Origin of the sequence: Marinobacter zhejiangensis, assembly GCF_900114775.1 — a bacterium.
Lineage (GTDB): Bacteria > Pseudomonadota > Gammaproteobacteria > Pseudomonadales > Oleiphilaceae > Marinobacter > Marinobacter zhejiangensis.
The window spans coordinates 433466-460154 of sequence record NZ_FOUE01000003.1 but is presented as its reverse complement, the minus strand read 5'-3'; the positions used below and the strand labels follow the sequence as shown (position 1 = coordinate 460154).

Below are 26689 nucleotides of genomic sequence, written 5' to 3'. Positions count from 1 at the left end.
AACATCCTATCCCAGTTTTCGATTAAGTCCGTCCAGCACGACGCAGATAATGGGCCACAGGAGCGCACTGCTCAGGGCTGGCCACAGGTAACTGAAACCGGAATCCCCGGATCCCAGGACCTGCTTGATGAAATGAACCAGCATCTGGTTGATGCCCAGCAACAGGAACACCATAAGGCATTGCTGGATTATCGGGAACATCCTTAAGCGCTGATGCACGGTCAAGACCAGAAAGGCGATCAAGGCCATGGCCAACCCGTTCACACCTAGTGGCGCGGACTCCAGCACATCCAGCAGCAATCCCAGTCCCCAGGCCCACAGAATCCCAAATTGTGCGGGTGCCCGGAATGTCCAATAGAAGACCAGCAGTCCCAGCCACTCCGGACGGAATTCGAACCAACCAACCGGAAACAGGGAAATACTGAGCACCAGACCGATCAGAATGCTGATGGCAAAAACCGGGTAACTGATGACCGATAACATCAGTTCGTCCCTCCTTCTTCAGGCCCGGGACTCACCTCATCCCCAGTTGCTTCGGGAACGTCATCCTGCGCCCTCGAAGGGTGGGCCAGCTCCTGGTTCTCACTGAACACCACCAGCACCATATCGCTGCGATTCAGCTGGGCCTTTGGCGCAGCCTCGATTTGCACGAACGGTTCACCAGGGTCCTTGTGGATACCGGTCACTTCCGCAACCGGGTACCCTTTCGGGAAGCGGCCACCCAACCCGGAACTGACCAACAGATCACCTTCGCGGATATCCGCGGTATCTGGCACATGAACCAGTTCCAGTACCGAGATATTCCCACTACCCAGCAGGATGGCCCGCAAGCCGTTACGGATGACCTCGACAGGCACCGCATGGCTGCTATCGGAGATTAACAGCACCCGCGACGTGAAGTTGCTGGTGCTCAGCACCTGCCCCATCAAGCCGGTGGCATCGAGAATCGCCTGCCCGACCCGGACCCCATCGCGGCTGCCTTTATTGATGACCACTTCGTGTGAAAACGGATCCGGAGAAACACTGACCACGTCCGCTACAATCACCCGGTCATCCAACACTTCGGAGGAGTTCAGCAAGCGACGCAGTTCATTGTTCTCAGACGCCAGCGCAGCGTACTTCAAGGCCCGCCGTTCCAGAATCAACATACGGGCATTGAGCGTTTCATTCTCTTCCAGCAAGTCGTCCCGGGTGGTGAAAAGGCCAGCCACCCAACCACTGAATTGCGACGGAGCATTACCAAGCCAATAGGCCGGGGCCAAACCATTGGCAATAGTGCTCCGTACCGTATGCAAGGCGTCAAACCGGACATCAGCAACAATCAGTGCAGCGGAGGCAACAATCGCGAGAAGCAGGCGGAATCCGGGAATCGGACCCTCGACAAAAATGGTTTTAATGGCTCAGCCCCCCAGTGGAGCGGCCACAGCAAATACGACGACCGCCGCTGTGCTTATGCACGAGCGGCGGTCGGGAGCAGGCTGGCATCCGGCGTAGTGCCCAGATCACAATCAAGCCTCCTGGGAAAACATTCCAATTCCACCGCGGTCGATGACTTCCAGTGCCTTTCCACCACCTCGAGCTACGCAGGTAAGAGGATCTTCGGCGATGATCACCGGCAGGCCGGTTTCTTCGCTGATCAGCTTATCGAGACCACGCAACAGCGCGCCACCACCAGTCAGAACAATACCTCGCTCAGCGATATCCGATGCCAGCTCAGGGGGTGACTGCTCCAGCGCGCTCTTGACCGTCTGAACGATCTGAGCCAGGGACTCCTGCAGGGCGTCGAGAATTTCCTCACTGCTGAGGGTAAAGGCCCGGGGCACACCTTCCGCCAGGTTGCGACCACGAACGTCGATTTCGCGAATTTCCAGACCTTCGTAGGCGCAGCCAATCTCATGCTTGATGCGCTCAGCGGTGGTGTCACCGATCAGGCTGCCGTAGTTGCGACGGACGTAAGTGACAATGGCTTCGTCAAATTTGTCACCGCCAACCCGTACCGACTCGGCATAGACAATGCCATTAAGCGAGATAATCGCGATTTCGGTAGTGCCGCCACCGATGTCCACGATCATGGAACCGCTTGCTTCCTCGACCGGAAGTCCGGCACCGATGGCTGCAGCCATGGGCTCTTCAATCAGGAATACTTCGCGGGCACCCGCGCCCAATGCGGATTCACGAATGGCCTTCCGTTCGACCTGGGTGGACTTGCTCGGAACGCAGACCAGAACCCTCGGGCTCGGGGTAACAAAGCTGTTTTCGTGAACTTTATGAATAAAGTGCTGCAACATCTTCTCGGTGACAACAAAGTCGGCGATCACACCGTCTTTCATTGGACGGATCGCCGTGATGTTACCAGGGGTACGTCCCAGCATCCGTTTGGCCTCGGTACCCACGGCCGCCACCATTTTCTGGGCATTGTTCGTTCGGATAGCCACTACGGACGGCTCATCAAGAACGATGCCACGGTCACGGACGTAAATTAGGGTGTTGGCGGTTCCCAGGTCGATGGACAGATCGCTGGAAAAAAGACCTCGGATTTTTTTGATCAACATTCGTGTTTTTTCAACCTGAGATGTGCAGTCGCAGAAATGATGCGGCAACTTTAGCAGTGAGCACCCATGCAGGCAAGGCGTGAAGGGCGCACAACTAGGCATTTTGCGGGCCAACTGCCCCTAACGCCAGCGCACGAATCTGTTACCATAGCCAGCTTGTCCGGCCTGGTGCCCCTGACAGTCAGGGCTAACAACCAAACCACGGCCATTCACGCCCAAGTACCGGACGTTACAGACATTTCATTTATCTGGGAGGCAATGCGTGACCATTTCCCGCGAAGACATAGAGAAAGTTGCCCTGCTGGCTCGTATCCGGGTGAACGACCAGCAAGTTACTGAACTGGAAAACGATCTTGGCAACATTCTCAATCTGGTAGATCAACTCCAGTCCGCTGATACCGAGAACGTCAAGCCGATGGCACACCCCCTGGATGCCATCCAGCGCCTGCGCGTGGACGAAGTCACCGAGACCAACCAGCGCGAAGCATTCCAGGCCATTGCTCCGGCCACCGAAGCGGGACTGTACCTGGTCCCCAAAGTGATTGACTAAACAGCTCAGCCTGCTCAGGAATCTGCAATGCACAACAAATCCGTAGCCGAACTTTCCAACGCCCTGGCGTCTGGCGAAGTCTCCAGCGTCGAGCTGACCCAACACTTCCTGGACCGTATCAAGCAGGAAGATGGCAAATACAATAGCTTCATCACTGTCTGCGAAGACGCTGCACTGGATGAAGCCCGCCAGGCCGACGAACGCCGCAGCCAAGGCAACGCCACCCCCTGGACCGGCATTCCGTTTGCCCAGAAAGACATCTTCTGCACCAACGGCGTCCGCACCACCTGCGGCTCCAGAATGCTGGAAAACTTTGTACCGCCGTATGACGCCACCGTCACTGCCCGCTTCCGCGATGCCGGCGCCGTGTGCCTGGGCAAAACCAACCTCGATGAGTTCGCCATGGGTTCGTCCAACGAATCCAGTTACTTCGGCGCCACCACCAACCCCTGGGGTGAAAACCGGGTTCCTGGCGGCTCTTCAGGCGGTTCTGCCGCTGCGGTTGCTGCTCGCCTGACCCCTGCTGCGACTGCCACCGATACCGGCGGCTCCATCCGCCAGCCAGCCTCCTTCTGTGGCATTACCGGCCTCAAACCCACCTACGGGCGAGTGTCCCGCTATGGCATGATTGCCTATGCGTCCAGCCTCGACCAGGGCGGAACCCTGGCACGAAGCGCAGAAGATAACGCCATGATGCTGAACGTGATGGCGGGCTTTGACCCCAAGGACTCCACCTCCATCGACCGCGAAGTGCCCGACTACACGGCGACGCTGAATGAGCCGCTCAAGGGTCTGAAAATCGGCCTGCCGAAGGAATACTTCACCGCACAGCTCGATCCGGCTATGGCCCAGACCATCCGTGACGCGGTCGCTGAGTACGAGAAGCTGGGCGCCACGGTGAAAGAGGTGTCACTGCCCAACGCACACCTGGCCATCGCCGCCTACTACGTCATCGCCCCGGCCGAAGCCTCCGCCAACCTGTCCCGCTTCGATGGTGTCCGATACGGCCACCGTTGCGAAGACCCCAAGGACCTGATGGATCTGTACACCCGCACCCGCGAAGAAGGGTTCGGTGCAGAAGTCAAACGACGCATCATGATCGGCACCTACGCGCTCTCCGCCGGGTACTTCGACGCCTACTTCCTCAAAGCGCAGAAGGTTCGCCGCCTGGTGCAGCAGGACTTCGTCAACGCACTGAAGGAAGTGGACGTGCTGATGAGCCCAACCTGCCCATCCCCGGCCTTTGTTCAGGGCGAAAAGACCAGCGATCCGGTCACCATGTACCTGGAAGACATTTTCACCATCGCCATCAACCTCGCCGGCCTGCCCGCAATGTCCATTCCAGCCGGCATAGTGAACGGTCTGCCAGTGGGCCTCCAGATCATCGGCGATTATTTTTCCGAAGCACGGTTGCTGAATGCAGCTCACCAGTTCCAGCTGGCGACCGACTGGCATCAGCGCACACCTGCGTAATTGGGCGAACAGGAGAACAGTAACCATGCAATGGGATGTCGTAATCGGGCTGGAAATCCACGTTCAGCTCGCCACCAAAACCAAGATTTTTTCTGGTTCCAGCACCGCCTTTGGTGCCGAACCAAACACCCAGGCCAGCGCGGTTGACCTGGCGATGCCGGGCACACTGCCGGTACCCAACGAAGAGGCCTTCCGCTACGCCGTGATGTTTGGCCTGGCAATTGATGCCGAGATCGGGCGTCGCTCCGTATTTGAGCGCAAGAACTACTTCTACCCGGATCTGCCCAAGGGCTACCAGACCACTCAGCTTGAACAACCCATCGTCGGCCCTGGCCACGTTGAGATTGACCTGGCTGACGGCAGCACCAAGACCATCCGCATCCACCATGCCCACCTGGAAGAAGATGCAGGAAAGTCGCTTCACGAAGACTTCCATGGAATGTCTGGCATCGACCTTAACCGCGCGGGCACCCCACTGATTGAAGTGGTTACCGAGCCCGACATGCGCAGCGCTGAAGAAGCGGTAGCCTTTGCCAAAAAACTGCACAGCATTGTTACGTCTCTCGGCATCTGTGACGGCAACATGTCCCAGGGCTCCATGCGTTTCGACGTCAACATCTCGCTGAAGCCGAAGGGGCAGGAAGCGTTCGGAACCCGCACAGAAACCAAGAACCTGAACTCGTTCCGTTTTATGGAGCAGGCCATTGCCCATGAAGTCGAGCGACAGATGGATATCCTGGAGGATGGCGGCGTCATCGATCAGGAAACCCGCCTCTACAATGGCGACCGCGATGAATCACGCTCCATGCGGAGCAAGGAAGAAGCCAACGACTACCGCTACTTCCCCTGCCCGGATCTGCTGCCCGTCGAGATTGATGACGCCTTCATTGATCACTGCCGCAGCCGCCTGCCGGAGCTCCCGGATGCCCGCAAGACCCGCTTTAAGGATCAGTATGGTCTCAATGACTACGACGCAGGCCTGCTCAGCGGTGACGCCAAACTGGCGGCATTCTTTGAGGACGCCGTAAGCCATAGCAAAGACGCCAAGCTGACCGCAAACTGGGTTCAGGGCGAGCTTTCGGCCCGTCTGAATGCCGAAGACAGGCTAATCACCGACTCCCCCATCAGCGGTGTTCAGCTGGGCGACCTGATTGTACGCATTGCGGATGATTCCATTTCCTCCGCTGGCGCTAAGAAGGTCTTTGACGCACTCTGGTCAGGCGAAGGGGACAATGTCGATGCCATCATTGAGGCCAAAGGGTTGAAGCAGGTCTCCGACACCGGCGCCCTCGAAGCGATGGTTGACGAAGTGCTGGCCGGCATGCCCGAGCAGATTGCCCAGTACAAGGAAGCCGACGAGAAGAAACGCAAGAAGATGATGGGCGGCTTTATGGGGCCACTGATGAAGGCCTCCAAGGGACAGGGTAACCCGAAGCTGTTTACCGATATCCTGAAGAAGAAGCTGGACGACTGATCGGTCGCCCAAGGTTTTAGGGAGAGGCTCTTGCCCTCCCTAGCCTACTGGCTTGTGGCAGGGTCTTGGTGGGTCCTTACTCCCCAAAACCGCTACAAGCACGTCCATGTGCGCTTGACTCCGGCCATCCATGGCCTCCGACATTTTGGGGAGTAAGGACCCACCAAGCCCTATCGACGCCGAGATATCTCTGATGTCTGCAAGGCCCGGATAGGCAGGGTTACCAAAAACGTGGAGCGCCAGGGATGGCGCGACCGAGCCCTACAGGGAAGTATTTACGGGCGTTTTTTGGGAACCCTGCCTATCCGGGACTCCCACTTAAACCAAAACCGCCCAGAGATCATGCTCATCCGCATGCTCAACCACCGCGCTGACCACCTGCCCCGGCTGCAAATCGGTTTCGCCATTCAGATAGACCATGCCATCAATCTCCGGTGCGTCCGCCTTCGAGCGACCAATGGCACCTTCTTCGTCTACTTCATCAATCAGCACTTCAATGGTCTGACCGATTCGCGCCTGGAGACGGGCTGCTGAAATTTCCGCCTGTTTGGCCATGAAGCGAGCCAGCCGCTCTTCCTTGACCTCTTCAGGCACAGCGCCTTCCAGCTCGTTGGCCTTGGCCCCCTCAACCGCACTGTAGGTAAACGCCCCCACCCGATCCAGTTGCGCCTCGTCCAACCAGTCCAGCAGATACTGGAAATCCTCTTCCGTTTCGCCCGGGAAGCCCACAATAAAGGTGGAGCGAATCACCAACTCCGGGCAAATCTCACGCCACTTCCGAATCCGCTCCAAGGTCTTGGAGTCGTGAGCCGGGCGCTTCATCGCCTTCAGCACCTTCGGGCTGGCGTGCTGGAATGGAATATCCAGATAAGGAAGGATCTTACCTTCCTCCATCAGCGGGATCACGTCATCCACGTGAGGGTAGGGATACACGTAATGCAGACGAACCCAGACACCCAGTTCGCCCAGTGCCTCACACAGCGCCTGCATTTTTGTCTTGACCGGCCGTCCCTGCCAGAAACCGGTGCGATATTTGACGTCCACACCATAGGCACTGGTGTCCTGGGACACGACCAGCAACTCCTTCACCCCTGCGTCCACCAAACGCTTGGCTTCATCCATCACGTCGCCAATCGGGCGGCTAACAAGATCTCCCCGCATGGAAGGGATAATGCAGAAGGTGCAACGGTGATTACAGCCCTCGGAGATCTTCAGATACGCATAGTGTCGGGGCGTCAGCTTGATACCCTGGGGCGGAACCAGATCCACAAACGGATCATGATCCTTCACCGGCGGCACATGCTCGTGCACAGCCCCCACCACCGCCTCATAGGCATGAGGCCCGGAAACCGCCAACACGCCCGGGTGAGTCTCGCGAATCCGCTCTTCTTCGACACCCAGGCAGCCGGTCACAATAACCTTGCCATTGGCACTGATCGCCTCACCAATGGCGTCGAGCGACTCCTGCTTGGCCGCATCGATAAACCCGCAGGTGTTAACCACAACCACGTCGGCATCTTCATAAGTAGGCACAACGTCATACCCATCAAGGCGCAACTGGGTAAGAATCCGCTCCGAGTCCACCAACGCCTTGGGGCAACCCAGGCTGACGAAACCGACTCGGCCTGATGGCCCACCCTCCCGGATTTTCACTGCCTCGCCCTCAATGGGCCCGGACACGGTTTCGGAGTTTGGGGATTGCTTCGGATCAAATTGGCTGACGGTCATGCTATCTCTGCAGTGGCTCGTGGAAAGAGTAAAGAATAGAAAGCGGCGGATTATACCGAAACCCCAAACAAAACGCAGATCAAAATTTGACCAGACAAACAATAAAAACAGGGGGTTCATGCTCGCTTCAAGGCATGCTTCACCCACAAAAAGTGACAGCCCGTTCAAGATACAGGTCACAAACGTGACCACTAAAGCCACACACCTCTTGCTGATCAGTTTTTAAACTACTAGACTTTCAGGAAGTTATAGGAATTATTGCAGCCGGAAGACAGTTGTATGAACGATTTCGTTCAGGGTCAGCCAGAAATGGCCGGAAGGGTCAACATGAAGCCAACACCAGCCAAGCACAACCTTCGTGAGCAACAGCGTGCGGATGTCACATTGAACGTCTGCATCAAGAACCCTGCCGGAGAAGAGCTCAGCTGCACGACCGCAAACCTGTCCCGCGCAGGCGTGATGATTTCCTGTGACAGCGATACCGTACAGAAGCTGGTTCCCACACGGACATCCCCGGCCCCCGGTCAGTGCATCCAGGTATCCGCTCGCTTTGCGGTACCCGTCGTCGCCACCCAGACCGTCTCGGTGAGGGCCGAAGGCCACATCGTTCACCTGCGTCGGGTATCCCGCAATGAATTCCATGTGGGCGTCCACTTTACCGACTTCGAAGACAATGGCTTCGACTACCTCGATCAGTATGTAAGTCGTTTACTTTCAGCGACATAACACACCCAACCAGCAACTTCGAACACAACAGACGGCTATATTGTTATACCGTCAAACTCTAGCAGCCCGCCTTCTTATACCCTGCTCCAGTCTGGTATAGTTGCCGCATTCATACGCTACGGCAATCGGTACCATTTCAAGATGACCAGTTACAATCTGACTCACCTCAAACAGCTGGAAGCTGAAAGCATCCACATCATCCGGGAAGTCGCCGCGGAGTTTGACAACCCTGTCATGCTCTATTCGATCGGCAAAGACTCAGCAGTCATGCTGCACCTGGCACTCAAAGCCTTCTACCCCGGCAAGCCGCCCTTCCCGCTGATGCATGTCGATACAACCTGGAAGTTCCGCGACATGATCGAGTTCCGGGACAAGCAGGTGAGCAAGTACGGCCTTGATCTGATCGTTCATACCAACGAAGACGGCGTCAAGCAGGGAATCGGCCCCTTCACCCACGGCAGTGCCAAGCACACCGACGTGATGAAGACCCAGGCCCTGAAGCAGGCATTGGACAAGTACAAGTTTGATGCCGCTTTCGGTGGCGCCCGCCGCGATGAGGAAAAATCCCGCGCCAAGGAGCGAGTGTACTCATTCCGCGACGAATACCACCGTTGGGACCCGAAGAACCAGCGTCCCGAGCTGTGGAACGTCTACAACGGCAAGATCAACAAGGGCGAAAGCATCCGCGTATTTCCGCTGTCGAACTGGACCGAGCTGGACATCTGGCAGTACATCTTCCTTGAGAACATCGACATCGTTCCGCTGTACTTTGCCGCTGAACGCCCGGTGGTTGAACGCGACGGCACCCTGATCATGGTGGATGACGACCGCATGCCGCTGAAGGAAGGCGAAGTACCTGAAATGAAATCGGTCCGCTTCCGCACCCTCGGCTGCTACCCCCTGACCGGCGCCATTGAGTCTGAGGCCAAGACCCTGCCGGACATCATCCAGGAAATGCTGCTGGCCACCAGTTCCGAGCGCCAGGGCCGTGTGATCGACCACGATTCCGCCGGCTCCATGGAACAGAAAAAGCGTGAAGGTTATTTCTAAGGATTTTTATACATGTCACATCAATCAGACCTCATCGCTGAAGACATTCAGGCGTACCTGAAGCAACACGAAAACAAGGAGCTGCTGCGTCTGCTGACCTGCGGCAGCGTCGATGATGGCAAGAGCACCCTGATCGGGCGTCTGCTGCACGACACCAAGATGATCTACGAAGATCACATGGCCAGCCTCAAGACCGACAGCGCCAAGATGGGCACCACCGGCGAAAAGCTGGACCTGGCCCTTCTCGTGGACGGCCTGCAGGCAGAGCGGGAGCAAGGCATCACCATTGACGTTGCCTACCGCTACTTCTCCACCGACAAGCGCAAGTTCATCATCGCCGACACCCCGGGCCACGAGCAGTACACCCGCAACATGGCGACCGGTGCGTCCACCGCGCAACTGGCCATCCTGATGATCGACGCCCGTCACGGCGTCATGACCCAGACCCGTCGCCATTCGTTCATTGCGTCGTTGCTGGGCATCCGCCACATTGTCGTGGCCATCAACAAGATGGACCTCGTGGACTTCAGCGAAGCCCGCTTTGAAGAGATCAAACAGGAATACCTGACCTTCGCCAGCCAGCTCGGACTGCAGGACATCCGTTTTGTTCCGATGTCAGCCCTGGAAGGCGACAACGTGGTCAACCGCAGCGAAAACACCCCCTGGTTTACCGGCCAGTCGCTGATGGAAATCCTGGAAACCGTTGAAGTGTCCCGGGACAAGAACCTGGAGCACTTCCGCTTCCCGGTTCAGTACGTCAACCGCCCCAACCTCAACTTCCGCGGTTTCTGCGGAACGGTCGCTTCCGGCGTCGTTCGTCCGGGCGACGAAGTGATGGTGCTGCCATCCCGTCGCACCAGCACCGTCAAAGAGATTGTGACGTTCGACGGAAATCTGGAAGAAGCCTATATCGACCAGGCGGTCACCTTGACCCTGAATGACGAAATCGACATCAGCCGGGGCGATATGCTGGTCAAAGCCAACGACGAGCCTGAGGTGGGCAACCGCTTCAATGCCAACATCGTCTGGATGACCGATGCGCCACTGGAAACCGGCCGCCTGTACGACATAAAACTGGGACCGACGTTTACCTCCGGTACGGTGAAGAAAATCCATCACCAGACCGACGTAAACACCCTTGAGCAGCAGCCCAACCCATCGGTCCTGCAACTCAATGAAATTGGCCTGTGCGAACTGACCCTGAGTCAGCCCGTTGCGTTCGAGAGCTACCCGCGCAATCACGCCACCGGCAGCTTTGTCGTGATCGATCGTCTGACCAACGTCACCATCGGCGCAGGCATGATCGCTGGCAGCGCCAATGAAACAGAAGCGCTTGACCCGGTCAGCGCGGAAGAGCGCGCTCGCCGCCTGGCCCAGAAGCCGACCATCATCGCCTGCAACGGCAAGCAAGCCGCTGCGCTGGCACTGGCCGTAGAGCGCGCCCTGTTCGACCAGGGCAAGACGTCTGTGGTGGTCAGCGAAGACAACGCCGGTGATATCGATGAACGCCGCCGTACAGCCCAACTGCTGTCCGCCCACGGCCTGATTGCCGTCGCAGTCAATCTGGGCACCGACGTGGCCTCCGCCCACGCCAGTGCAGACCAGGAGCAGGACATTGCCAGCGCGGCTAACGAGCTGGTTCAGTCACTGGTCCGCGATAAACGCATCTGAATGCACATCGTCAGCAAAAGTTAGCGCTGCGCTGATTGATTTCAGGCGTTAGAATACAAAGCCCCGCGCCACCCGGCCCGGGGCTTTGTTGTTTTCTTGACCAGGGACCCCCAGCATGGCCATCAAACACCTCCGAACCGCCTTCGCCAGCCAGTACCAGCCCGGACAACCCGCAGGGTTATCGAGCGGCGAGTCACTGACCGACCCCGGCGGTGACTACGAGGTACTGCACAAGCAGATGAAGCGACTGTTCAACAGCAAACCCGGCAAGAAATACGGCCGCTTCTCTGAAGATGTAGGTGAACATCCATTCAGCAGCTGGCTAAAGGATTTTCTGGAAGACAAACAGACCTTCTCGTCGCTGACTGATCGCCTGTTTGGCCAATGGCAGGAGCTGCTGACCGGAAGTCCGGAAGAATTCCACGGGCATTTGATGCTCGTGCATGAAGCCCTGGCCGATGCCGAAGTGATCTACCTGCTGATTATCGAAAGCGACAGCGCCATGCGGTTTGACGGCAAACAGGCCCTGGACGCAACCGACGTCCTCAGCCTGTCGCGACTGAATCTGGCGCTGAGAATTGAGATCGACGACTGGCTACAGGACAAGGGCGAAAACTTCCTTACCCTGGTTCATAGTCGCGGTACCGGCGATGCCGGTGAACTGTTCATCAAACTCAGCGGGTTCACCAACCAGATCGACGTTGAGAAGGAAACCATGACCTTCCTCGATGCGGTTGAAGCATTCGCCAAAACCAGCGAACCGGAAGACGCCGGCAAGGTCCGCACCCGCGCCTACGAGTTCTGCAAGGAACAACACGCCTTGGGTGAACCGGTTGCCATCGATGCGCTGTCTGAGTTTCTGGATGAAAGCCAGCCAGAACGGTTCAAGGAATTCGCCAGCCAATCTGCAGAGTTGCCGGAAAGCGGCGTCCTGCATCCAGACCACCGCAAGGTGAAAAAACTGGTGAGAATCGCAGGCTCCGGCGGCGGCATGAGCCTGTCGTTTTCGTCCGACCTGGTCAACCAGGCCGTCTATTACGACCGCGACAAGGATGCGCTCACGATTACCCGCCTACCAAAAGCACTGCGGGAACAACTGCAGAAATACCTGGAAGCGCGGGAGTAAGGAGGCCCTTACTCCGCCTCAACCAGATGGGGGTGGCGCTGCTTACGCACCGCCTCCATCCAGCCTACCCCATCAATCAGGTCACCCGTTTCCGGGTCAAACGGCGGGTATGGCAGGTTCCGGTCGTCACAGTATCGTTTCACGGTCGGCTGGCACCAGCTGAACAACAGGTGCAGGTAGTCGTCGTCCGGCAGACGGCGCTGGTCGAACAGACCCGCCACTTTGCGCTGACGCTGGGCTTCCGCGAGGATGATGGAACACGCGGCGGAGACATTGAGCGACTCCACCATGCCCATCATCGGGATCACAATGTGCTCATCAGCCACATCCGCAGCGGCCGGGCTTACCCCATCCACTTCGTTCCCCATGATGACTGCACAAGGGACGGTAAAGTCCACGTCGCGATAGTCCACCGCCCGGTCCGACAGCTGCGCGGCATAGAGCTTATGCCCCTGCCCCTTGAGCGCTTCAACCGCGCCGGTCATGGTCGGATGAGTATGGGTGGTCACCCAGTTGAAGCTGCCACCGGCCGTCTTGCGAAACGCCCGATACCCTTCCTTCGGCCAGACCGCGTGCATACTGGCCAGACCAAACGCATCGCAACAACGGATGATGGCCGACAGGTTTCGCGGCTTGTGAACCTGATCCGTCAGCACGGTCAGATCGGGCTGGCGGCGGTCAAGGATCTCTTTGATACGGGCAAGACGTTCCGGGGTCATGAGTGCTCTCATTAACAACAGAGGCCGGCGATCATACCACAACGTAGATGGGCAATTGCCGCAATCACCCGCCCGAAATGCTGGTTGCCCTTTGAGCAGCTCGCTATAATAGCCAGTTCGTTTTAGCCAGCGTGCCAACACCGCCGCAGGCCGTTCGCCCCCGGCTAAAACCGGTACCGCGACCATTCACCTACGCACATTGAGACCCATGGCCAAGAAGCTCTACATCAAAACCCACGGCTGCCAGATGAACGAATACGATTCATCCCGCATGGCAGATCTGCTCAAAACCGGCGAAGCCGTCGAAATGACCGACAACCCGGAGGATGCAGACATCCTGCTGCTGAACACCTGTTCCATACGGGAAAAAGCCCAGGAAAAAGTGTTTCACCAGCTGGGTCGCTGGAAATCCCTGAAGACCAGCAAGCCGGACCTGATCATCGGCGTAGGTGGCTGCGTTGCAAGCCAGGAAGGTCAGGCCATTATCGACAGGGCACCGTTTGTCGACATGGTGTTCGGCCCGCAGACCCTGCACCGGCTCCCGGACATGATTACCGAGGTCCGCACCCAGGGTAATGGCGTGGGCGTCGTGGATGTGAGTTTTCCGGAGATCGAAAAGTTCGACAACCTGCCCTCACCCGGCGCCGAAGGCCCATCTGCCTTCGTTTCGATCATGGAAGGGTGTAGCAAGTACTGCACATTCTGCGTGGTGCCTTACACCCGTGGCGAAGAGGTCAGCCGGCCAGTGGACGACGTCATTGCCGAGATCGCCCATCTCGCCGATCAGGACGTTCGTGAAATTAACCTGTTGGGCCAGAACGTCAACGCCTACCGGGGTGAGACCCACGACGGCGACACCATGGACCTGGCGGAACTGATCACCCTCATCGCCACCATCGATGGAATCGACCGCATCCGTTACACCACCTCTCATCCGGTGGAGTTTTCCGATGCCCTGATTGATGTGTATGAGCAGGTTCCGGAACTCGTCAGCCACCTGCACCTGCCGGTTCAGAGCGGCTCCGACCGCATCCTCGCGGCCATGAAGCGGGGGCATACCGCCCTCGAATACAAATCCAAGCTGCGCCGGCTGCGTAAAATTCGCCCCGACATCAGCTTTTCCTCAGATTTCATCGTGGGCTTCCCTGGCGAAACCGACAAGGACTTTGAGGACACCATGAAGCTGATCAACGACATCGGCTTCGACGTCTCCTTCAGCTTCGTTTACAGTGCCCGCCCAGGCACACCCGCGTCGGACCTGCCTGACGACACGCCGATGGACGTCAAGAAGCAACGCCTGAGCATCCTGCAACAGCGCATCAACCAGCACGCGATGGACATCAGCCGCAAGATGGTAGGCACTACCCAGCGCATCCTGGTCACCGGACTTTCAAAGAAAGACCCTGGCGAATACGCCGGCCGGACCGAGAACAACCGGGTGGTAAACTTCCGCCACGATAATCCGAACATCATCGGCAAGTTCGTAGACGTTGAAATTCACGAGGCACTCCCCAATTCTCTGCGGGGCGTTCCAATTGATGACCGGTTACACTGACAGGCTAGCCGAACGACACACCGAGGACTGATTGAAAACCAACGACGTTAAACAATTCGACCTTCTCCCCGTCGACCAGCGCAGGCTGGCCACCCTTTGTGGCCAGTTTGACGAACATCTCAAGCAGATCGAAAAACGACTGGAGGTCCGCATCGGTCGCCGTGGCCACCATTTCCGCATCGAAGGCAGCAGCAGCCATGTCGCTGCAGCGGCGGAGGTCATTCGCCACATGTACCGAGAAACTGAGGCCAGCAACGACATCCGCCCGGACACCGTACACCTGTTTATCCGCGAATCCGGCCTTGAGCGGCTCCCTGACGACGTTCCCTACGAGGGTGGCGTGGTCGTCATCAAGACGCCGAAAATTCAGGCCAAGCCCCGCGGCGGCAACCAGCTGAAATACGTCCACAGCATCCGCAATCACGACATCAACTTCGGCATTGGGCCGGCTGGCACGGGAAAGACCTGGCTGGCTGTGGCCTGTGCGGTGGAAGCGCTCAAAGACGAACAGGTCAAACGCATCCTGCTGGTTCGGCCAGCGGTGGAAGCGGGAGAGAAACTCGGCTTCCTGCCTGGCGACCTGGCCCAGAAAGTAGACCCCTACCTGCGCCCGCTGTACGACGCACTTTACGAAATGCTGGGATTTGACCAGGTCACCAAGCTGATCGAGAAAAATGTCATTGAGATTGCCCCCCTGGCCTTTATGCGCGGACGCACCCTTAATAATGCGTTCATCATTCTCGACGAAAGTCAGAACACGACCCGGGAACAAATGAAAATGTTTCTGACCCGGATCGGGTTCGGATCGACCGCAGTCATTACCGGTGACACCACGCAGGTTGACTTGCCCCGTGGGCAGAATTCGGGACTGATCCATGCCGCCGGCGTACTGAGCAAGGTCCCCGGCATCGGGTTTACCCGCTTCGAGTCCAAGGACGTGGTCAGGCACCCCCTGGTACAGCGCATTGTTGAAGCCTACGACGCCTTTGACGATGGCAGTGGAGCTCGCGAATGAGTGAACTGACGGTTGATATCCAAAGGGCCTTTGAGGCGGAAGGAATACCTGGTGACGACGACCTGAGCGCCTGGGCCCGTGCAGCCTGGCTGCAGGACCACGACTCCGAAGTCACAGTCCGGATCGTCGACAGCGAGGAGAGTGCAACCCTCAACCACCAGTATCGAGGAAAGTCCGGCCCAACCAATGTGCTGTCCTTTCCATTTGAAGCGCCACCGGGTATAACGGTGCCCTTGGCGGGAGACTTGATCATCTCCGCCGAGGTGGTCGCCCGGGAGGCTCAGGAACAGAATAAGTCCCTGGATTCCCACTGGGCGCACATGGTCATCCACGGGCTCTTGCACCTTCAGGGCTACGACCATATAAATGATAAAGACGCCGAGGTCATGGAAGGCCTTGAAATCCAGCTGCTCGATCAGCTTGGATATGCTAACCCTTACGAGGCTTACCCCTCAGAAACAAAGGAAACGGAACAAGACTCATGAGCGACGATCAGTCGAGTCGCAGTCAGGGCCACAAGTCCTGGCTGGAACGAATATCACAGGCTTTCTCCAGTGAGCCCGAGTCCGCCGAGGACATACTGGAAATCTTACGGGACGCAGAAGCCGAGGAGATCATCGACGCTGATGCCATGAGCATCATTGAAGGTGCGATGCAGGTTACCGACATGCGGGTGGAGGAAATCATGATTCCCCGCTCCCAGATGGTGACCGTCAAAGCATCCCTGGATCCCAAGGTCGCCATCAACGAAATCATCGAATCTGCTCACAGCCGCTTTCCAGTGCTCGGCGACAGCCCTGATGACGTTGTCGGCATTCTTCTCGCCAAAGACCTCCTGCCCCTCGCCCTTGCCAACGAACTGTCCTGGCCACGGATACGGGAGCTCCTGCGCCCGCCCACGTTCATTCCGGAAAGCAAGCGCCTGAATCAGTTGCTTAAAGAGTTCAAGGAAACCCGTAACCACATGGCCATTGTGGTCGATGAATACGGCGGAACCGCTGGACTGATCACCATTGAGGATGTGCTGGAACAGATCGTCGGCGAAATTGAAGACGAACACGACTTTGACGAAGAAACTCACATCAAGACTCGTGGTAATGGGGTCTTCGCGGTGAAGGCCGTCACCCCCATTGAAGATTTCAATGAGTTCTTCAAAACCGACCTTGATGAACAGGAATTCGACACCATTGGGGGCGTTATCCTCAAGGAGTTCGGGCACCTTCCACGCCGCGGCGAGTCCATTACTCTGGGCAACCTTACGTTCACCATCGCCAATGCGGACAACCGTGTGATCCGACTCCTCCAGGTGACACGCAGTGGCACCTGATTCACCCCTGCTCAAAAACCGCTGGCTGGCCAACATAACCCTGTTGGCCGCTGGCGCGTTGCAAACCCTCACCTTTTCACCTTACGAATGGTGGTGGCTGGGGCCGATCTCCATCGCCCTGATTCTGGCCTGCACCGTGTCCCTGCCGTCAGAAAAGCTGTTCCGAGCTGGCTGGCTGGCCGGGCTGGGGCTGTTTGGCAGCGGGGCCTCGTGGGTTTATATCAGCATCAGCCATTACGGCAACACCTCGGTCCCGCTCTCGATTTTACTGACGGCTGTCTTTGTTGCGGGGCTCTCCCTGTTCCATGGCCTCGCGTTCTGGGGCTGGGGAAAACTGGCCAAGGACAGCAAGCTGCGGCGACTCTTACTGTTCCCGGCCATCTGGATCCTTGGGGACTGGTTACGGGGCTGGCTTCTCACTGGTTTCCCGTGGCTTTATCTGGGCACCGCCCAGGTTGACGGCCCGCTGGCCGGTTGGGCACCACTCCTGGGCGTTCACGGGGTAACCCTGTGGGTCATTGCCCTCGGCATGGCCCTGTACGCCAGTGCCGGGCTGCTGCGCCTGAAGCGCCCTGGGCCCGCAGCCGCCGCCCTTACCGCTGGCCTTTTGCCCTGGCTGCTCGGGCCTGCGCTCAACTCTGTCGCCTGGACCCAGCTATCAGCCGCCCCGATTTCCGTCGCTACCATGCAGGGAAACGTACCGCAGCTGATCAAATGGGACCCTAACCATCTGAAGCAACAGATCGTGACGTACCTGGGGCTGACCAACCAGGACTGGCAGCAAGACCTCATCCTGTGGCCGGAAACCGCGATTCCACTGACCCAGGACCAGGCGGGCGCGATTTTTGAGCACATCGAAACCAACCTGGGACCAAACAGCACCCTGATCACCGGTATTCCATGGTATGGGTTCAGCGATCGCATTGAGGACTTCACCTTCCACAACAGCATCATGGCGCTGGGCAATGGTGAGGGCATGTACCACAAGCAGAAGCTGGTGCCCTTTGGCGAATATGTTCCACTCCAGCAATGGCTTCGAGGTCTCATCGGCTTTTTTGACCTGCCCATGTCGGAGTTCTCCCGGGGGCCGGCACATCAGTCTCCGCTGATCGCCAACAACCTCAGGATCATGCCCTACATCTGTTATGAGGTTGCCTACCCGGACTTTGTGGCGATCAATGCCAGAACCACAGACTTGCTCGTTACCATCAGCAACGACGGCTGGTTTGGTGACTCCATCGGCCCGCTCCAACACCTTCAGATCGCCCGCATGAGGGCTCTGGAAACCGGACGCTACATGGTTCGCGGCACCAATAACGGGCTGACGGCCATCATTGACCAGAAAGGCCAGATCGCGACCAGCATCCCCCAATTCACCGAGGCAACCCTGCGCGGCGAGGCCTACACGGCCCGAGGGAACACCCCGTACATGGAAACCGGCTCCTGGCCAGTCCTGACGTTCGCGGCGATTCTCATCGTGTTTGTGCGTGAACGGGAGATTCCCAAGACTAACCAGGGTCCCGCGTAATTCCGGGACCCTTTAGCTCCGGGGCTTCGTATCCTACCCTCCGGCCTCCTTCGGCCAGCGACTGGTTACCCGCTCAAAGTAGTGGGAGTTACAGGCTTCACAAGGCTCAATGTGACTGGTGGCGGTGAGGCATTTCATATGTCCGCAGTTGAGGCACCGGAACATACCCGCGGTCGCTACCTCACCGCTGATGTAATGGCTGACGTCATCGTTGGCCAGTTTCTGATTCAGTTCCAGGGTATCGATCCGGGTCTTGTCGGCAATCGAAAACAACATATCCGCCAACTGGTGTTCTATCAGCGAGATATCCAGCTGCAGCCATTCCGTCAGCCCCTCTCCGGTATCTCCCACAAAGTGAAGCAGGTGCTCCAGGTCCCGTGCCAGATAAGCCCCCAAAAGGTCGGCTTCTTCCCTCGTCATTTCCTCCAGCGCATATTCCACTTCCACGGCCTGACGAATCTCTTCCCGAACACCTTCAACGGTGATATCGCCCGCCTCTGCAAGACCGCGCTGCACCCGTTCCAGCATGCGGTTGTATACCTTTAGCGCCTGCCCGGAAAGGTGGCGACGTTCTGGCTCTGTCATAGCGACTCCTCGTGCAACTGATCCTTGCCCCAACCGCCAATCACGCGCTACAGACGCAGTCCTCAGCGGCAGCCCTGAATGTAGCCGGGCTCTCCTTTGATTCTGGCACAGGTTTCACAATTTGGCAGACTACCTGTCAGGCCGCTGGTACGTTAGAATGTCCGGCCGCTCAGCAAATCTATTTTTCATAAGGGTAATCTAGGTAATGGCAGGAATGGACGAGCAATACAGCCCCAGCAACGTTGAACAGAACGCCCGTAAATTCTGGGAAGACAACAACACGTTCACCGTGAAGGAAGAGCCGGGTAAGCCCAAGTACTACTGCCTGTCCATGTTCCCTTACCCCAGCGGAAAACTACACATGGGGCACGTTCGCAACTACACCATCGGCGACGTGATCTCCCGCTATCAGCGTATGCAGGGCAAAAACGTCATGCAGCCCATGGGCTGGGATGCGTTTGGCCTGCCTGCGGAAAACGCCGCAATCAAGAACAACTCCGCGCCAGCCAAGTGGACCTACGCCAACGTCGAATACATGAAAAACCAGCTTAAGCAGCTGGGGTTCGGCTACGACTGGAACCGCGAACTGGCGACCTGTAAGCCGGATTACTACCGTTGGGAGCAGTGGTTCTTTGCCCGGCTGTATGAGAAAGGCCTGGTTTACAAGAAGATGGCCACCGTTAACTGGGACCCTGTCGACCAGACGGTACTCGCCAACGAGCAGGTTGTTGACGGTCGCGGCTGGCGCTCAGGCGCCCTGGTAGAACAGAAAAAGATTCCCCAGTGGTTTATTCGCATTACCGACTACGCCGAAGAACTGCTGAACGACCTCGACCAGCTCGAAGACTGGCCGGAACAGGTCAAAACCATGCAGCGCAACTGGATTGGCAAGTCTGTCGGTGTTGAGCTGACCTTCGAACTGGAAAACCACGAAGACGGCCTGACCGTCTATACCACCCGCCCGGACACCCTGATGGGCGTCAGCTATATGGCGGTGGCCGCCGAACACCCGCTGGCCAAGGCCGCAGCCGAACGCAGCCCGGAAGTCGCCGAGTTTGTTGAGGAGTGCCGCAACCACAAGGTCGCCGAAGCCGAAATGGCGACCATGGAGAAGCTCGGCATCGATACCGGTTTCCGCGTAATCCACCCGCTGACCCAGGAACCGGTTCCGGTGTGGATTGCCAACTTTGTGTTGACCGACTACGGCACCGGGGCGCTGATGGCCGTTCCCGGCCACGATGAGCGCGACCACGAGTTCGCACTCAAGTACCGTCTGCCCATCAAGCAGGTCATTGCCGCCACCGACAACCGTGAAATCGACGTCCAGGAACAGGCCTTTACCGAGAAAGGCACGCTGGTGTCGTCTGGCAAATACACCGGCCTGACCAGCGAAGAAGGCTTTGACGCCATCGCCGATGACCTTGAACAACAAGGTATCGGCAAACGCACGGTTAACTACCGCCTGCGGGACTGGGGTGTATCCCGTCAGCGTTATTGGGGCGCGCCTATTCCGATGATGACCCTGGCCGACGGCACCGAACGCCCGGTACCAGACGATCAGCTCCCAGTAACCCTGCCGGAAGATGTCGAAATGGACGGCGTCAAATCCCCGATCAAGGCCGACCCGGAGTGGGCCAAGACCACTTTCGAAGGCCAGCCGGCAACCCTCGAAACCGACACGTTTGACACCTTCATGGAGTCATCCTGGTACTACGCCCGGTTCTGCAGCCCCAACTACGACAAGGGCATGCTCGACCCGGCCGCAGCCAACTACTGGCTGCCGGTGGACCAGTACATCGGCGGTATCGAACACGCGATCCTGCACCTGCTGTACGCCCGCTTCTTCCACAAACTGTTGCGGGACGTCGGCCTGGTCACCAGCTCCGAGCCATTCAACCGCCTGCTGTGCCAGGGCATGGTCCTCGCCGAAACCTACTACCGCGAAGACGACAACGGCGGCAAGATCTGGATCTCCCCCGCCGACGTTCAGGTTCAGAAGGACGAAAAAGGCCAGGTGGTCAGCGCTACCTCTAAGGAAGATGGCCAACCCGTCACTCCGGACGGCATGACCAAGATGTCCAAATCGAAGAACAACGGCATCGACCCCCAAGCGATCATTGATCAGTACGGCGCCGATACCGTCCGCCTGTTCATGATGTTTGCCGCTCCTCCCGAGCAGTCCCTGGAGTGGTCCGACAGTGGGGTTGAAGGCGCTCACCGCTTCCTCAAGCGCCTGTGGCGTGCCGTCAGCGATCACCGGGCGGCTGGTGAGGTTCCCACACTGGACGTCAGCAGTCTCAACGATGGCCAACAGGCCCTGCGTCGCAAGACTCACAAGACCATCAAGAACGTGAGCCATGACGTCAGCCATCGCCTGACCTTCAACACCGCGATTGCCAAGGTCATGGAGCTGATGAATGAGATCGGCAAACTTGGCGACAATGAGGCGCAGACCCGCGCGGTGATCCAGGAAGCGCTGGAAGCTGCCGTTCTCCTGCTGTCACCGATTACGCCACACGTTTGCCACAGTCTCTGGCAAGCCCTGGGTCATAGCAACCCGGTGGTGGATGCTGACTGGCCCAAGGCGGACGAAAGCGCCATGGTGGAGACCGAAATCCAGGTTGTTCTCCAGGTCAACGGCAAGGTCCGGGCGAAAGCCGATGTGGCTGCGGACATTGACAAGGCCACCCTTGAGAAACTGGCCCTGGAAAACGAGAACGTGATTCGGTTCACCGAAGGCAAGACCATTCGTAAAGTGATCGTCGTGCCCGGCAAACTCGTTAACATCGTGGCCAACTGATGACCACTGAGGGCAACAGGAACCGGACAATGGCCTCCACCTCACTGTTGATTAAAGCCGCCCTGCTGGCCACCGTTACGGTGACCAGCGGTTGTGGCTTTCAGCTGCGAGGGGCGGCACCGGTTTCCGCAGCCCTCCAGCCCTTATCGGTGCAATGCGTAAGCAATGTGCCTGCGCAGCTCTGTAACGCAGTCACAGACCAGCTCGCACTCGGCGGAGTCACCCTCGCCGACCCCGCTCAGGCGAGCTATCGCCTGAGACTGACCCGGTTTGAGCAAAGCCGCCGCGCGAGCGCAATCACCCTGCAAGGCGCCGCCGCAGAGTATGACCTGCGGCAGCGTGTTTGGGTCGACCTGCAAAGCAGCAGCGGGCTTCCCCTGATTGCCGAAACCGAACTCAATGCCAGTGAGTCTTATCGTTACGATGAGGACCAGGTGCTTGCCAAGCGGCGAGAGCAGCAGGACATTGAAACGGCGCTTTACCAGCGATTGGCTCAGCAGGTCATTTTTCGCCTGACCCCGATGACGGACGCCCGCATCAAGGCGATCGAAGCCCGGGCCCAGGCGCAACCTCCGCTGGAGACCGACGAGCCTCAATGAAGACTCAACCGGCACAACTCCCCCAGTTGCTCAAAAAAGGCCTGCACCCGGTGTACTTGGTGTCAGGCGATGAGCCCCTGCTGGTACAGGAGTGCTGCGACCAGATTCGCAAGGCCGCTCGCGAAGCCGGATTCAAAGACCGCACCACCTACCACGCCGACCAACAGCTTGACTGGAACAGCGTAGGAGAAGAGTTTGGCGCCTTATCTCTGTTTGCCGAGCAGCGCCGGATAGAAATCCACCTTCCCAATGGCAAACTGGGTGACGGCCGCAAGATCCTTGAACAGGTCTTACCTAACCCACCGGAAGACATCCTGCTGATCCTGATCAGCGCCCGCCTCGATGCCGCGGAAACCCGCCGCAAGTGGTACAAGCTCCTTCAGGACAAAGGGGTTCACGTCACCGTGTGGCCCGTGGATACCGACAAGTTTCCGGCCTGGCTGCAACAACGTGCAAGGAACCAGGGACTGCAGGTCACCCGCGAAGCGCTGGATATGCTGTCAGAACGCCTTGAAGGCAACCTGCTTGCAGCGGCCCAGGAACTCGAACGCCTCGCCCTGCTATGCCATGGCGGTACCGTTGACGCGGAAGCGGTGGAGCAAGCCGTACAGGACAGCGCCCGCTTCAATATCTTCGAACTGGTGTCGGAACTGCTCACCGGCAATGCCACCACGGCCCGCCGGATCATCAACTTTGTTCAGCAGGAGGGAGACAGCCCTCTTGGCCTTCTGAGCATACTCAGCCGCGACCTGAACCTGACCCTGGAACTGCAGAAGAACCTCGCCAAGCGAGAGCCGGCTGGAGCCTTCCTGAAACAGCGGGGCATTCGTCAACCCCAGCGCGCCCGCGCCCTTGAGCAAGCCGCCCGACGCCTTTCCCGCCCAACCCTGTATGAAGCCCTGCGCCTGTGCAGCGAAACCGATCGTGCCGCCAAGGGATTTGGCGATCTCTCCCCCTGGCACCACTTGCAGGATCTGGCCACCCTGATGGCCACCCGCTGAGCCCGTTTCACCTCTTGACAACTTTTCCCGCCAGGGTGCATGTTGAAACTCCACCCGAATAACCATCCGGTTAATGGAGATGACAATGAAGCTTCCAGAGGAACTGAAAAAGGCTAGAGAAAAGATCAAGCAATATCGGGATGAAGCCAAGGTTCAGCTGCACCTCGCCCATGAGGACATCAAAGACGAATGGGACGACCTTGAGGTTGAGTGGGACCGTTTCAAACATCGTCTCGACGAACTTCTGCATGATGCCAGCGATGCATCGAAAGAGGCCCAGGAGTCCGCTCACGAATTTGCGGAACAGCTCCGCGATCGCTACCAGAAACTCCGGGACCGCCTCAAGTAACCTGTTCACCGACTACACATATCATTACAAATCAACACCACTCGGCTCTGCCCGAGTGGTGTTGCTGTGCCATACTGATCAGTGAACCATGTGTCATTTATTACGTCAGGGAGGACAAGCAGGCACACGAAGCTGGACAAAAAGTGTCCACTCAGGCCAAATCGCAAGCAATTCTGCTCATGGCCTGATTAGCCAGTGCCGACGTTAAGTAGCGGGGTATATAAACACAATATGAAACCTACACGCCTACTCACCCTGATTGCCGTCCTTATATTCCTCCCCAACTTGGTCACTGGGCAGAACACTCGCTTCAATGACCCTGATACAACGGTCAACGAACAGTTCTGGGGCAACCTCTATGCGGATGGAGGTACAACCTTCTTCTGCAACACCCCCTTTTCCAGCAAAGGCTTCCTGGTCAGCGACGGCTACATCTACCCACTCTCGCACGTACGGGATGCGCTTCGCTGTGGCACACCCAGACAGTGCGAGAAAGATGACCGCTATCGCCAGATTGCCTCAGACCTTCACAACATCGTGCCGGTACAGAGCCGAATAGAAATGCGACGCCGGAATGCAAAATACGAACAGCTTGCCTCAACCGCGCCAATGGGCGAATGCGACATCCGGGAACAGGCCCAGTTCATCGAGCCGCCGGAGAGGGTCAAAGGCGATGTAGCCAGGACCGTGGCCTATATGGTCACCACGTACGACCTGCCTTGGGTGGGGACGCTGACGATCCTCCAGGGCTGGAATGAACTGGATCCCCCCGATGATAACGAGCTGACCCGTCACAACCGAGTCATGGACATTCAGGGAAACAGCAACCCGTTTGTTCAGGAGCCCGCCCGAATGGCACAGCTCTGATCCTTTCAGGCTGGAATATTAGCAAATAAAAAAGTCGGGCCTGAGCCCGACTTTTTTATTTGCTATAAACGACGACCCACACCGGCTCGCCGCTTATTGGTCCGGTAACGGCGGTTTAGAACTCGTCGTCAGACAGGTCCATCATGGCATCGCTGCCACTGCGGATGCCTTCAGCCAGAGAAACCGTTTTTGGCAATAGACGCTCAAAGTAGAAACGAGCGGTCTTCAGCTTGCCAGTGTAGAAACCGGATGTGTCACCTTCCGCCTTTTGCGCGGCAACCTTGACCATCTTGGCCCACATGTAGGCCAGCGCGGTCAGACCGAACATGTCCAGGTAGTCAACAGAGGCCGCACCAATCGCGTTCGGCGTGACTTCAGCCTGCTTAATCACAGCATCCGTCACATCATCCAGGCGCTCCAGCGCCGCAGACAGCGACTCGAGGTAAGGACGCAAAACATCGTCATTGCTGTTGTCCTGAATGAACGTAGCCACGTCAGCAGCAAACAGTTCGAACAGTTTACCCTTGCTAGCGACGACCTTACGTCCCATCAGATCCAGAGCCTGGATACCATTGGTGCCTTCGTAGATCTGGGTAATCCGGCAGTCCCGAACCAGCTGCTCCTGGCCCCACTCACGAATGAAACCATGACCGCCAAAGACCTGCTGGCCAAGAATACAGGCGTCCAAGCCACGGTCGGTCAGGAATGCCTTGGCAACCGGAGTCAGCAGGGCAACCATGCCTTCCGCATGCTGACGCTGCTCGTCATTGTCCGAGAACTTGGAAATATCCAGCCACTGGGCAACGTAAGTTGAGAATGCACGACCGCCCTCAACGTAGCTCTTCATGGTCAGCAGCATGCGACGCACGTCCGGGTGGACGATAATTGGGTCAGCCGCCTTGTCCTTCTGCTGGGCACCGGTGGGAGCACGGCTCTGAATGCGGTCCAGGGCGTACACACGGGCATTCTGCAGAGAAGCTTCGGCCGCACCAATACCCTGGATACCTACACCCAGGCGCTCGTAGTTCATCATGGTGAACATCGCGGCCAGACCCTTGTTGGCTTCACCAACCAGCCAGCCTTTGGCGCCGTCAAAGTTCATCACGCAGGTAGCAGACGCTTTGATGCCCATTTTCTTTTCAATGGAACCACAGCTAAAGCTGTTGCGCTCACCCAGGGAACCGTCATCGTTGACCAAGAACTTCGGTACCAGGAACAGGGAAATACCCTTGGGACCAGCCGGAGCATCCGGCAACTTGGCCAGCACCAGGTGGATGATGTTCTCCGCCATGTCGTGCTCACCCCAAGTGATGAAAATCTTGGTACCGGTGACACTGTAGGAGTCGTCGCCGTTCGGCTCGGCCTTGGTGCGGATAATACCCAGATCGGTACCGGCATGGGGCTCGGTCAGATCCATGGCGCCAGCCCAAACGCCGGAATACATGTTGGGCAGGTATTTTTCCTTCAGTTCCTGGCTACCGTGCGCATTCAGCGACAAACAAGCGCCTGCAGTCAGCATCGGCGCCAGTCCGAAAGACATGTTGGCGCCCTGCATCATTTCTTCAAACTGGGCCACCAGCATTTTCGGCATGCCCATACCACCGAACTCCGGGTTACCACCCAGGCCGTTCCAGCCACCTTCCACAATGGTCTGGTACGCTTCTTTGAAGCCCTCCGGTGCGGTCACTTCGCCGTCGTTCCACTTGCTACCCTGCTCGTCGGCTTCGCGGTTCAGCGGCGCCAGTACGCCACCAGCAATCTTGCCGGCTTCTTCCAGGATGGCGTCGGCAGTATCCGCATCGACGTTCTCTGCCAGTTTTGGCATGCTGCTCCAAAGAGCTGGGGCTTCGAATACTTCGTTCAGAACAAAGCGCATGTCACGAAGGGGCGCTTGATAATCAGCCATCTATCACTCTCCAATAGTTAATTCTTAGCACTCACGACAAGTCAGGGTCTTCTTGTTTTCCCCATTTAAACGCCGTCGCCCTTTGCGC

At 57.8% G+C, this 26689-nt stretch carries 24 protein-coding genes; 17 read left to right on the top strand and 7 right to left on the bottom strand.

Going from position 1 to position 26689, the window contains the following annotated elements; translation table 11 throughout:
- Window positions 1-6: 6 nt before the first annotated feature.
- The 3 genes from mreD to BMZ67_RS11990 form a co-directional block, all read right to left on the bottom strand.
- Window positions 7-483, bottom strand: coding sequence for a rod shape-determining protein MreD (gene mreD, locus BMZ67_RS12000; protein ID WP_092022912.1), 477 nt, complete (start codon window positions 481-483; stop codon window positions 7-9).
- Window positions 483-1322, bottom strand: a complete 840-nt coding sequence (gene mreC / locus BMZ67_RS11995) for a rod shape-determining protein MreC (RefSeq protein ID WP_245749969.1) — start codon at window positions 1320-1322, stop codon at window positions 483-485. Before mreC ends, mreD begins: the two co-directional genes overlap by 1 nt.
- 186 nt (window positions 1323-1508) lie before the next feature.
- Window positions 1509-2549: a rod shape-determining protein gene (locus BMZ67_RS11990; protein WP_092023274.1), complete on the bottom strand. Its 1041-nt coding sequence runs from the start codon at window positions 2547-2549 to the stop codon at window positions 1509-1511.
- Between the two features lie 265 nt (window positions 2550-2814).
- Between BMZ67_RS11990 and gatC the strand changes: the two genes are divergently transcribed.
- The 3 genes from gatC to gatB are packed head-to-tail and all read left to right on the top strand — an operon-like array spanning window position 2815 to window position 6049.
- Complete coding sequence (gene gatC / locus BMZ67_RS11985; protein WP_092022909.1) at window positions 2815-3102, top strand: Asp-tRNA(Asn)/Glu-tRNA(Gln) amidotransferase subunit GatC; 288 nt, start codon at window positions 2815-2817, stop codon at window positions 3100-3102.
- Window positions 3103-3129: 27 nt separating this feature from the next.
- Complete coding sequence (gatA, locus tag BMZ67_RS11980; protein WP_092022907.1) at window positions 3130-4575, top strand: Asp-tRNA(Asn)/Glu-tRNA(Gln) amidotransferase subunit GatA; 1446 nt, start codon at window positions 3130-3132, stop codon at window positions 4573-4575.
- A gap of 25 nt (window positions 4576-4600) precedes the next feature.
- Window positions 4601-6049: an Asp-tRNA(Asn)/Glu-tRNA(Gln) amidotransferase subunit GatB gene (gatB, locus tag BMZ67_RS11975; protein ID WP_092022905.1), complete on the top strand. Its 1449-nt coding sequence runs from the start codon at window positions 4601-4603 to the stop codon at window positions 6047-6049.
- Window positions 6050-6367: 318 nt separating this feature from the next.
- On the opposite strand, the gene rimO is transcribed toward gatB, so the two are convergent.
- Complete coding sequence (gene rimO, locus BMZ67_RS11970) at window positions 6368-7777, bottom strand: 30S ribosomal protein S12 methylthiotransferase RimO (protein WP_092023272.1); 1410 nt, start codon at window positions 7775-7777, stop codon at window positions 6368-6370.
- A gap of 279 nt (window positions 7778-8056) precedes the next feature.
- Here rimO and BMZ67_RS11965 point away from each other — a divergent pair, with 279 nt between their 5' ends.
- The 4 genes from BMZ67_RS11965 (at window position 8057) to BMZ67_RS11950 (ending at window position 12350) form a co-directional block, all read left to right on the top strand.
- Window positions 8057-8503 (top strand): PilZ domain-containing protein, encoded by a 447-nt coding sequence (locus BMZ67_RS11965; RefSeq protein WP_245749960.1) that lies wholly within the window; start codon window positions 8057-8059, stop codon window positions 8501-8503.
- A 141-nt stretch (window positions 8504-8644) separates the two neighbouring features.
- Window positions 8645-9553 (top strand): sulfate adenylyltransferase subunit CysD, encoded by a 909-nt coding sequence (gene cysD / locus BMZ67_RS11960; protein WP_092022903.1) that lies wholly within the window; start codon window positions 8645-8647, stop codon window positions 9551-9553.
- Between the two features lie 12 nt (window positions 9554-9565).
- Window positions 9566-11224, top strand: coding sequence for a sulfate adenylyltransferase subunit CysN (gene cysN, locus BMZ67_RS11955; protein ID WP_092022901.1), 1659 nt, complete (start codon window positions 9566-9568; stop codon window positions 11222-11224).
- Window positions 11225-11339: 115 nt separating this feature from the next.
- Entirely contained in the window at window positions 11340-12350 is a 1011-nt protein-coding gene (locus tag BMZ67_RS11950) for a nucleoid-associated protein (RefSeq protein ID WP_092022898.1), read from the top strand.
- Window positions 12351-12358: 8 nt separating this feature from the next.
- Here the strand turns inward: BMZ67_RS11950 and trmH are convergent, their stop codons facing one another.
- Entirely contained in the window at window positions 12359-13069 is a 711-nt protein-coding gene (gene trmH / locus BMZ67_RS11945; RefSeq protein ID WP_092022896.1) for a tRNA (guanosine(18)-2'-O)-methyltransferase TrmH, read from the bottom strand.
- 208 nt (window positions 13070-13277) lie between these two features.
- Here trmH and miaB point away from each other — a divergent pair, with 208 nt between their 5' ends.
- The 5 genes from miaB to lnt are packed head-to-tail and all read left to right on the top strand — an operon-like array spanning window position 13278 to window position 18494.
- Entirely contained in the window at window positions 13278-14624 is a 1347-nt protein-coding gene (gene miaB / locus BMZ67_RS11940) for a tRNA (N6-isopentenyl adenosine(37)-C2)-methylthiotransferase MiaB (protein ID WP_092022894.1), read from the top strand.
- A 31-nt stretch (window positions 14625-14655) separates the two neighbouring features.
- Window positions 14656-15639 carry a PhoH family protein gene (locus BMZ67_RS11935; RefSeq protein ID WP_092022892.1) on the top strand — a complete coding sequence of 328 codons (984 nt, stop codon included), beginning with the start codon at window positions 14656-14658 and terminating at the stop codon, window positions 15637-15639.
- The gene (ybeY, locus tag BMZ67_RS11930; RefSeq protein ID WP_092022890.1) at window positions 15636-16124 is read left to right on the top strand and encodes an rRNA maturation RNase YbeY; all 489 of its coding nucleotides are present in this window, start codon (window positions 15636-15638) and stop codon (window positions 16122-16124) included. Before BMZ67_RS11935 ends, ybeY begins: the two co-directional genes overlap by 4 nt.
- The gene (locus BMZ67_RS11925; RefSeq protein ID WP_092022888.1) at window positions 16121-16966 is read left to right on the top strand and encodes a CorC family transporter; all 846 of its coding nucleotides are present in this window, start codon (window positions 16121-16123) and stop codon (window positions 16964-16966) included. The genes ybeY and BMZ67_RS11925 overlap by 4 nt, the downstream gene beginning before the upstream one ends.
- The gene (gene lnt, locus BMZ67_RS11920) at window positions 16956-18494 is read left to right on the top strand and encodes an apolipoprotein N-acyltransferase (protein WP_092022886.1); all 1539 of its coding nucleotides are present in this window, start codon (window positions 16956-16958) and stop codon (window positions 18492-18494) included. Before BMZ67_RS11925 ends, lnt begins: the two co-directional genes overlap by 11 nt.
- A 33-nt stretch (window positions 18495-18527) precedes the next feature.
- Here the strand turns inward: lnt and BMZ67_RS11915 are convergent, their stop codons facing one another.
- A complete protein-coding gene (locus BMZ67_RS11915; protein ID WP_092022884.1) occupies window positions 18528-19079 on the bottom strand; it encodes a zinc ribbon-containing protein in 552 nt (183 codons plus the stop codon).
- A gap of 214 nt (window positions 19080-19293) precedes the next feature.
- Here BMZ67_RS11915 and leuS point away from each other — a divergent pair, with 214 nt between their 5' ends.
- The 5 genes from leuS to BMZ67_RS11890 all read left to right on the top strand — a co-directional run bounded on the left by leuS (window position 19294) and on the right by BMZ67_RS11890 (window position 24695).
- Window positions 19294-21879 carry a leucine--tRNA ligase gene (leuS, locus tag BMZ67_RS11910; RefSeq protein WP_092023269.1) on the top strand — a complete coding sequence of 862 codons (2586 nt, stop codon included), beginning with the start codon at window positions 19294-19296 and terminating at the stop codon, window positions 21877-21879.
- A gap of 29 nt (window positions 21880-21908) precedes the next feature.
- The gene (locus BMZ67_RS11905) at window positions 21909-22478 is read left to right on the top strand and encodes an LPS-assembly lipoprotein LptE (protein ID WP_092022882.1); all 570 of its coding nucleotides are present in this window, start codon (window positions 21909-21911) and stop codon (window positions 22476-22478) included.
- The gene (holA, locus tag BMZ67_RS11900) at window positions 22475-23479 is read left to right on the top strand and encodes a DNA polymerase III subunit delta (protein ID WP_092022880.1); all 1005 of its coding nucleotides are present in this window, start codon (window positions 22475-22477) and stop codon (window positions 23477-23479) included. Before BMZ67_RS11905 ends, holA begins: the two co-directional genes overlap by 4 nt.
- Before the next feature lie 85 nt (window positions 23480-23564).
- The gene (locus BMZ67_RS11895) at window positions 23565-23828 is read left to right on the top strand and encodes a hypothetical protein (RefSeq protein WP_092022878.1); all 264 of its coding nucleotides are present in this window, start codon (window positions 23565-23567) and stop codon (window positions 23826-23828) included.
- Between the two features lie 231 nt (window positions 23829-24059).
- Window positions 24060-24695 (top strand): endonuclease, encoded by a 636-nt coding sequence (locus tag BMZ67_RS11890; protein ID WP_092022876.1) that lies wholly within the window; start codon window positions 24060-24062, stop codon window positions 24693-24695.
- A 115-nt stretch (window positions 24696-24810) separates the two neighbouring features.
- Here BMZ67_RS11890 and BMZ67_RS11885 read toward each other — a convergent pair whose 3' ends face one another.
- A complete protein-coding gene (locus tag BMZ67_RS11885) occupies window positions 24811-26601 on the bottom strand; it encodes an acyl-CoA dehydrogenase C-terminal domain-containing protein (protein ID WP_092022874.1) in 1791 nt (596 codons plus the stop codon).
- Window positions 26602-26689: the final 88 nt, after the last annotated feature.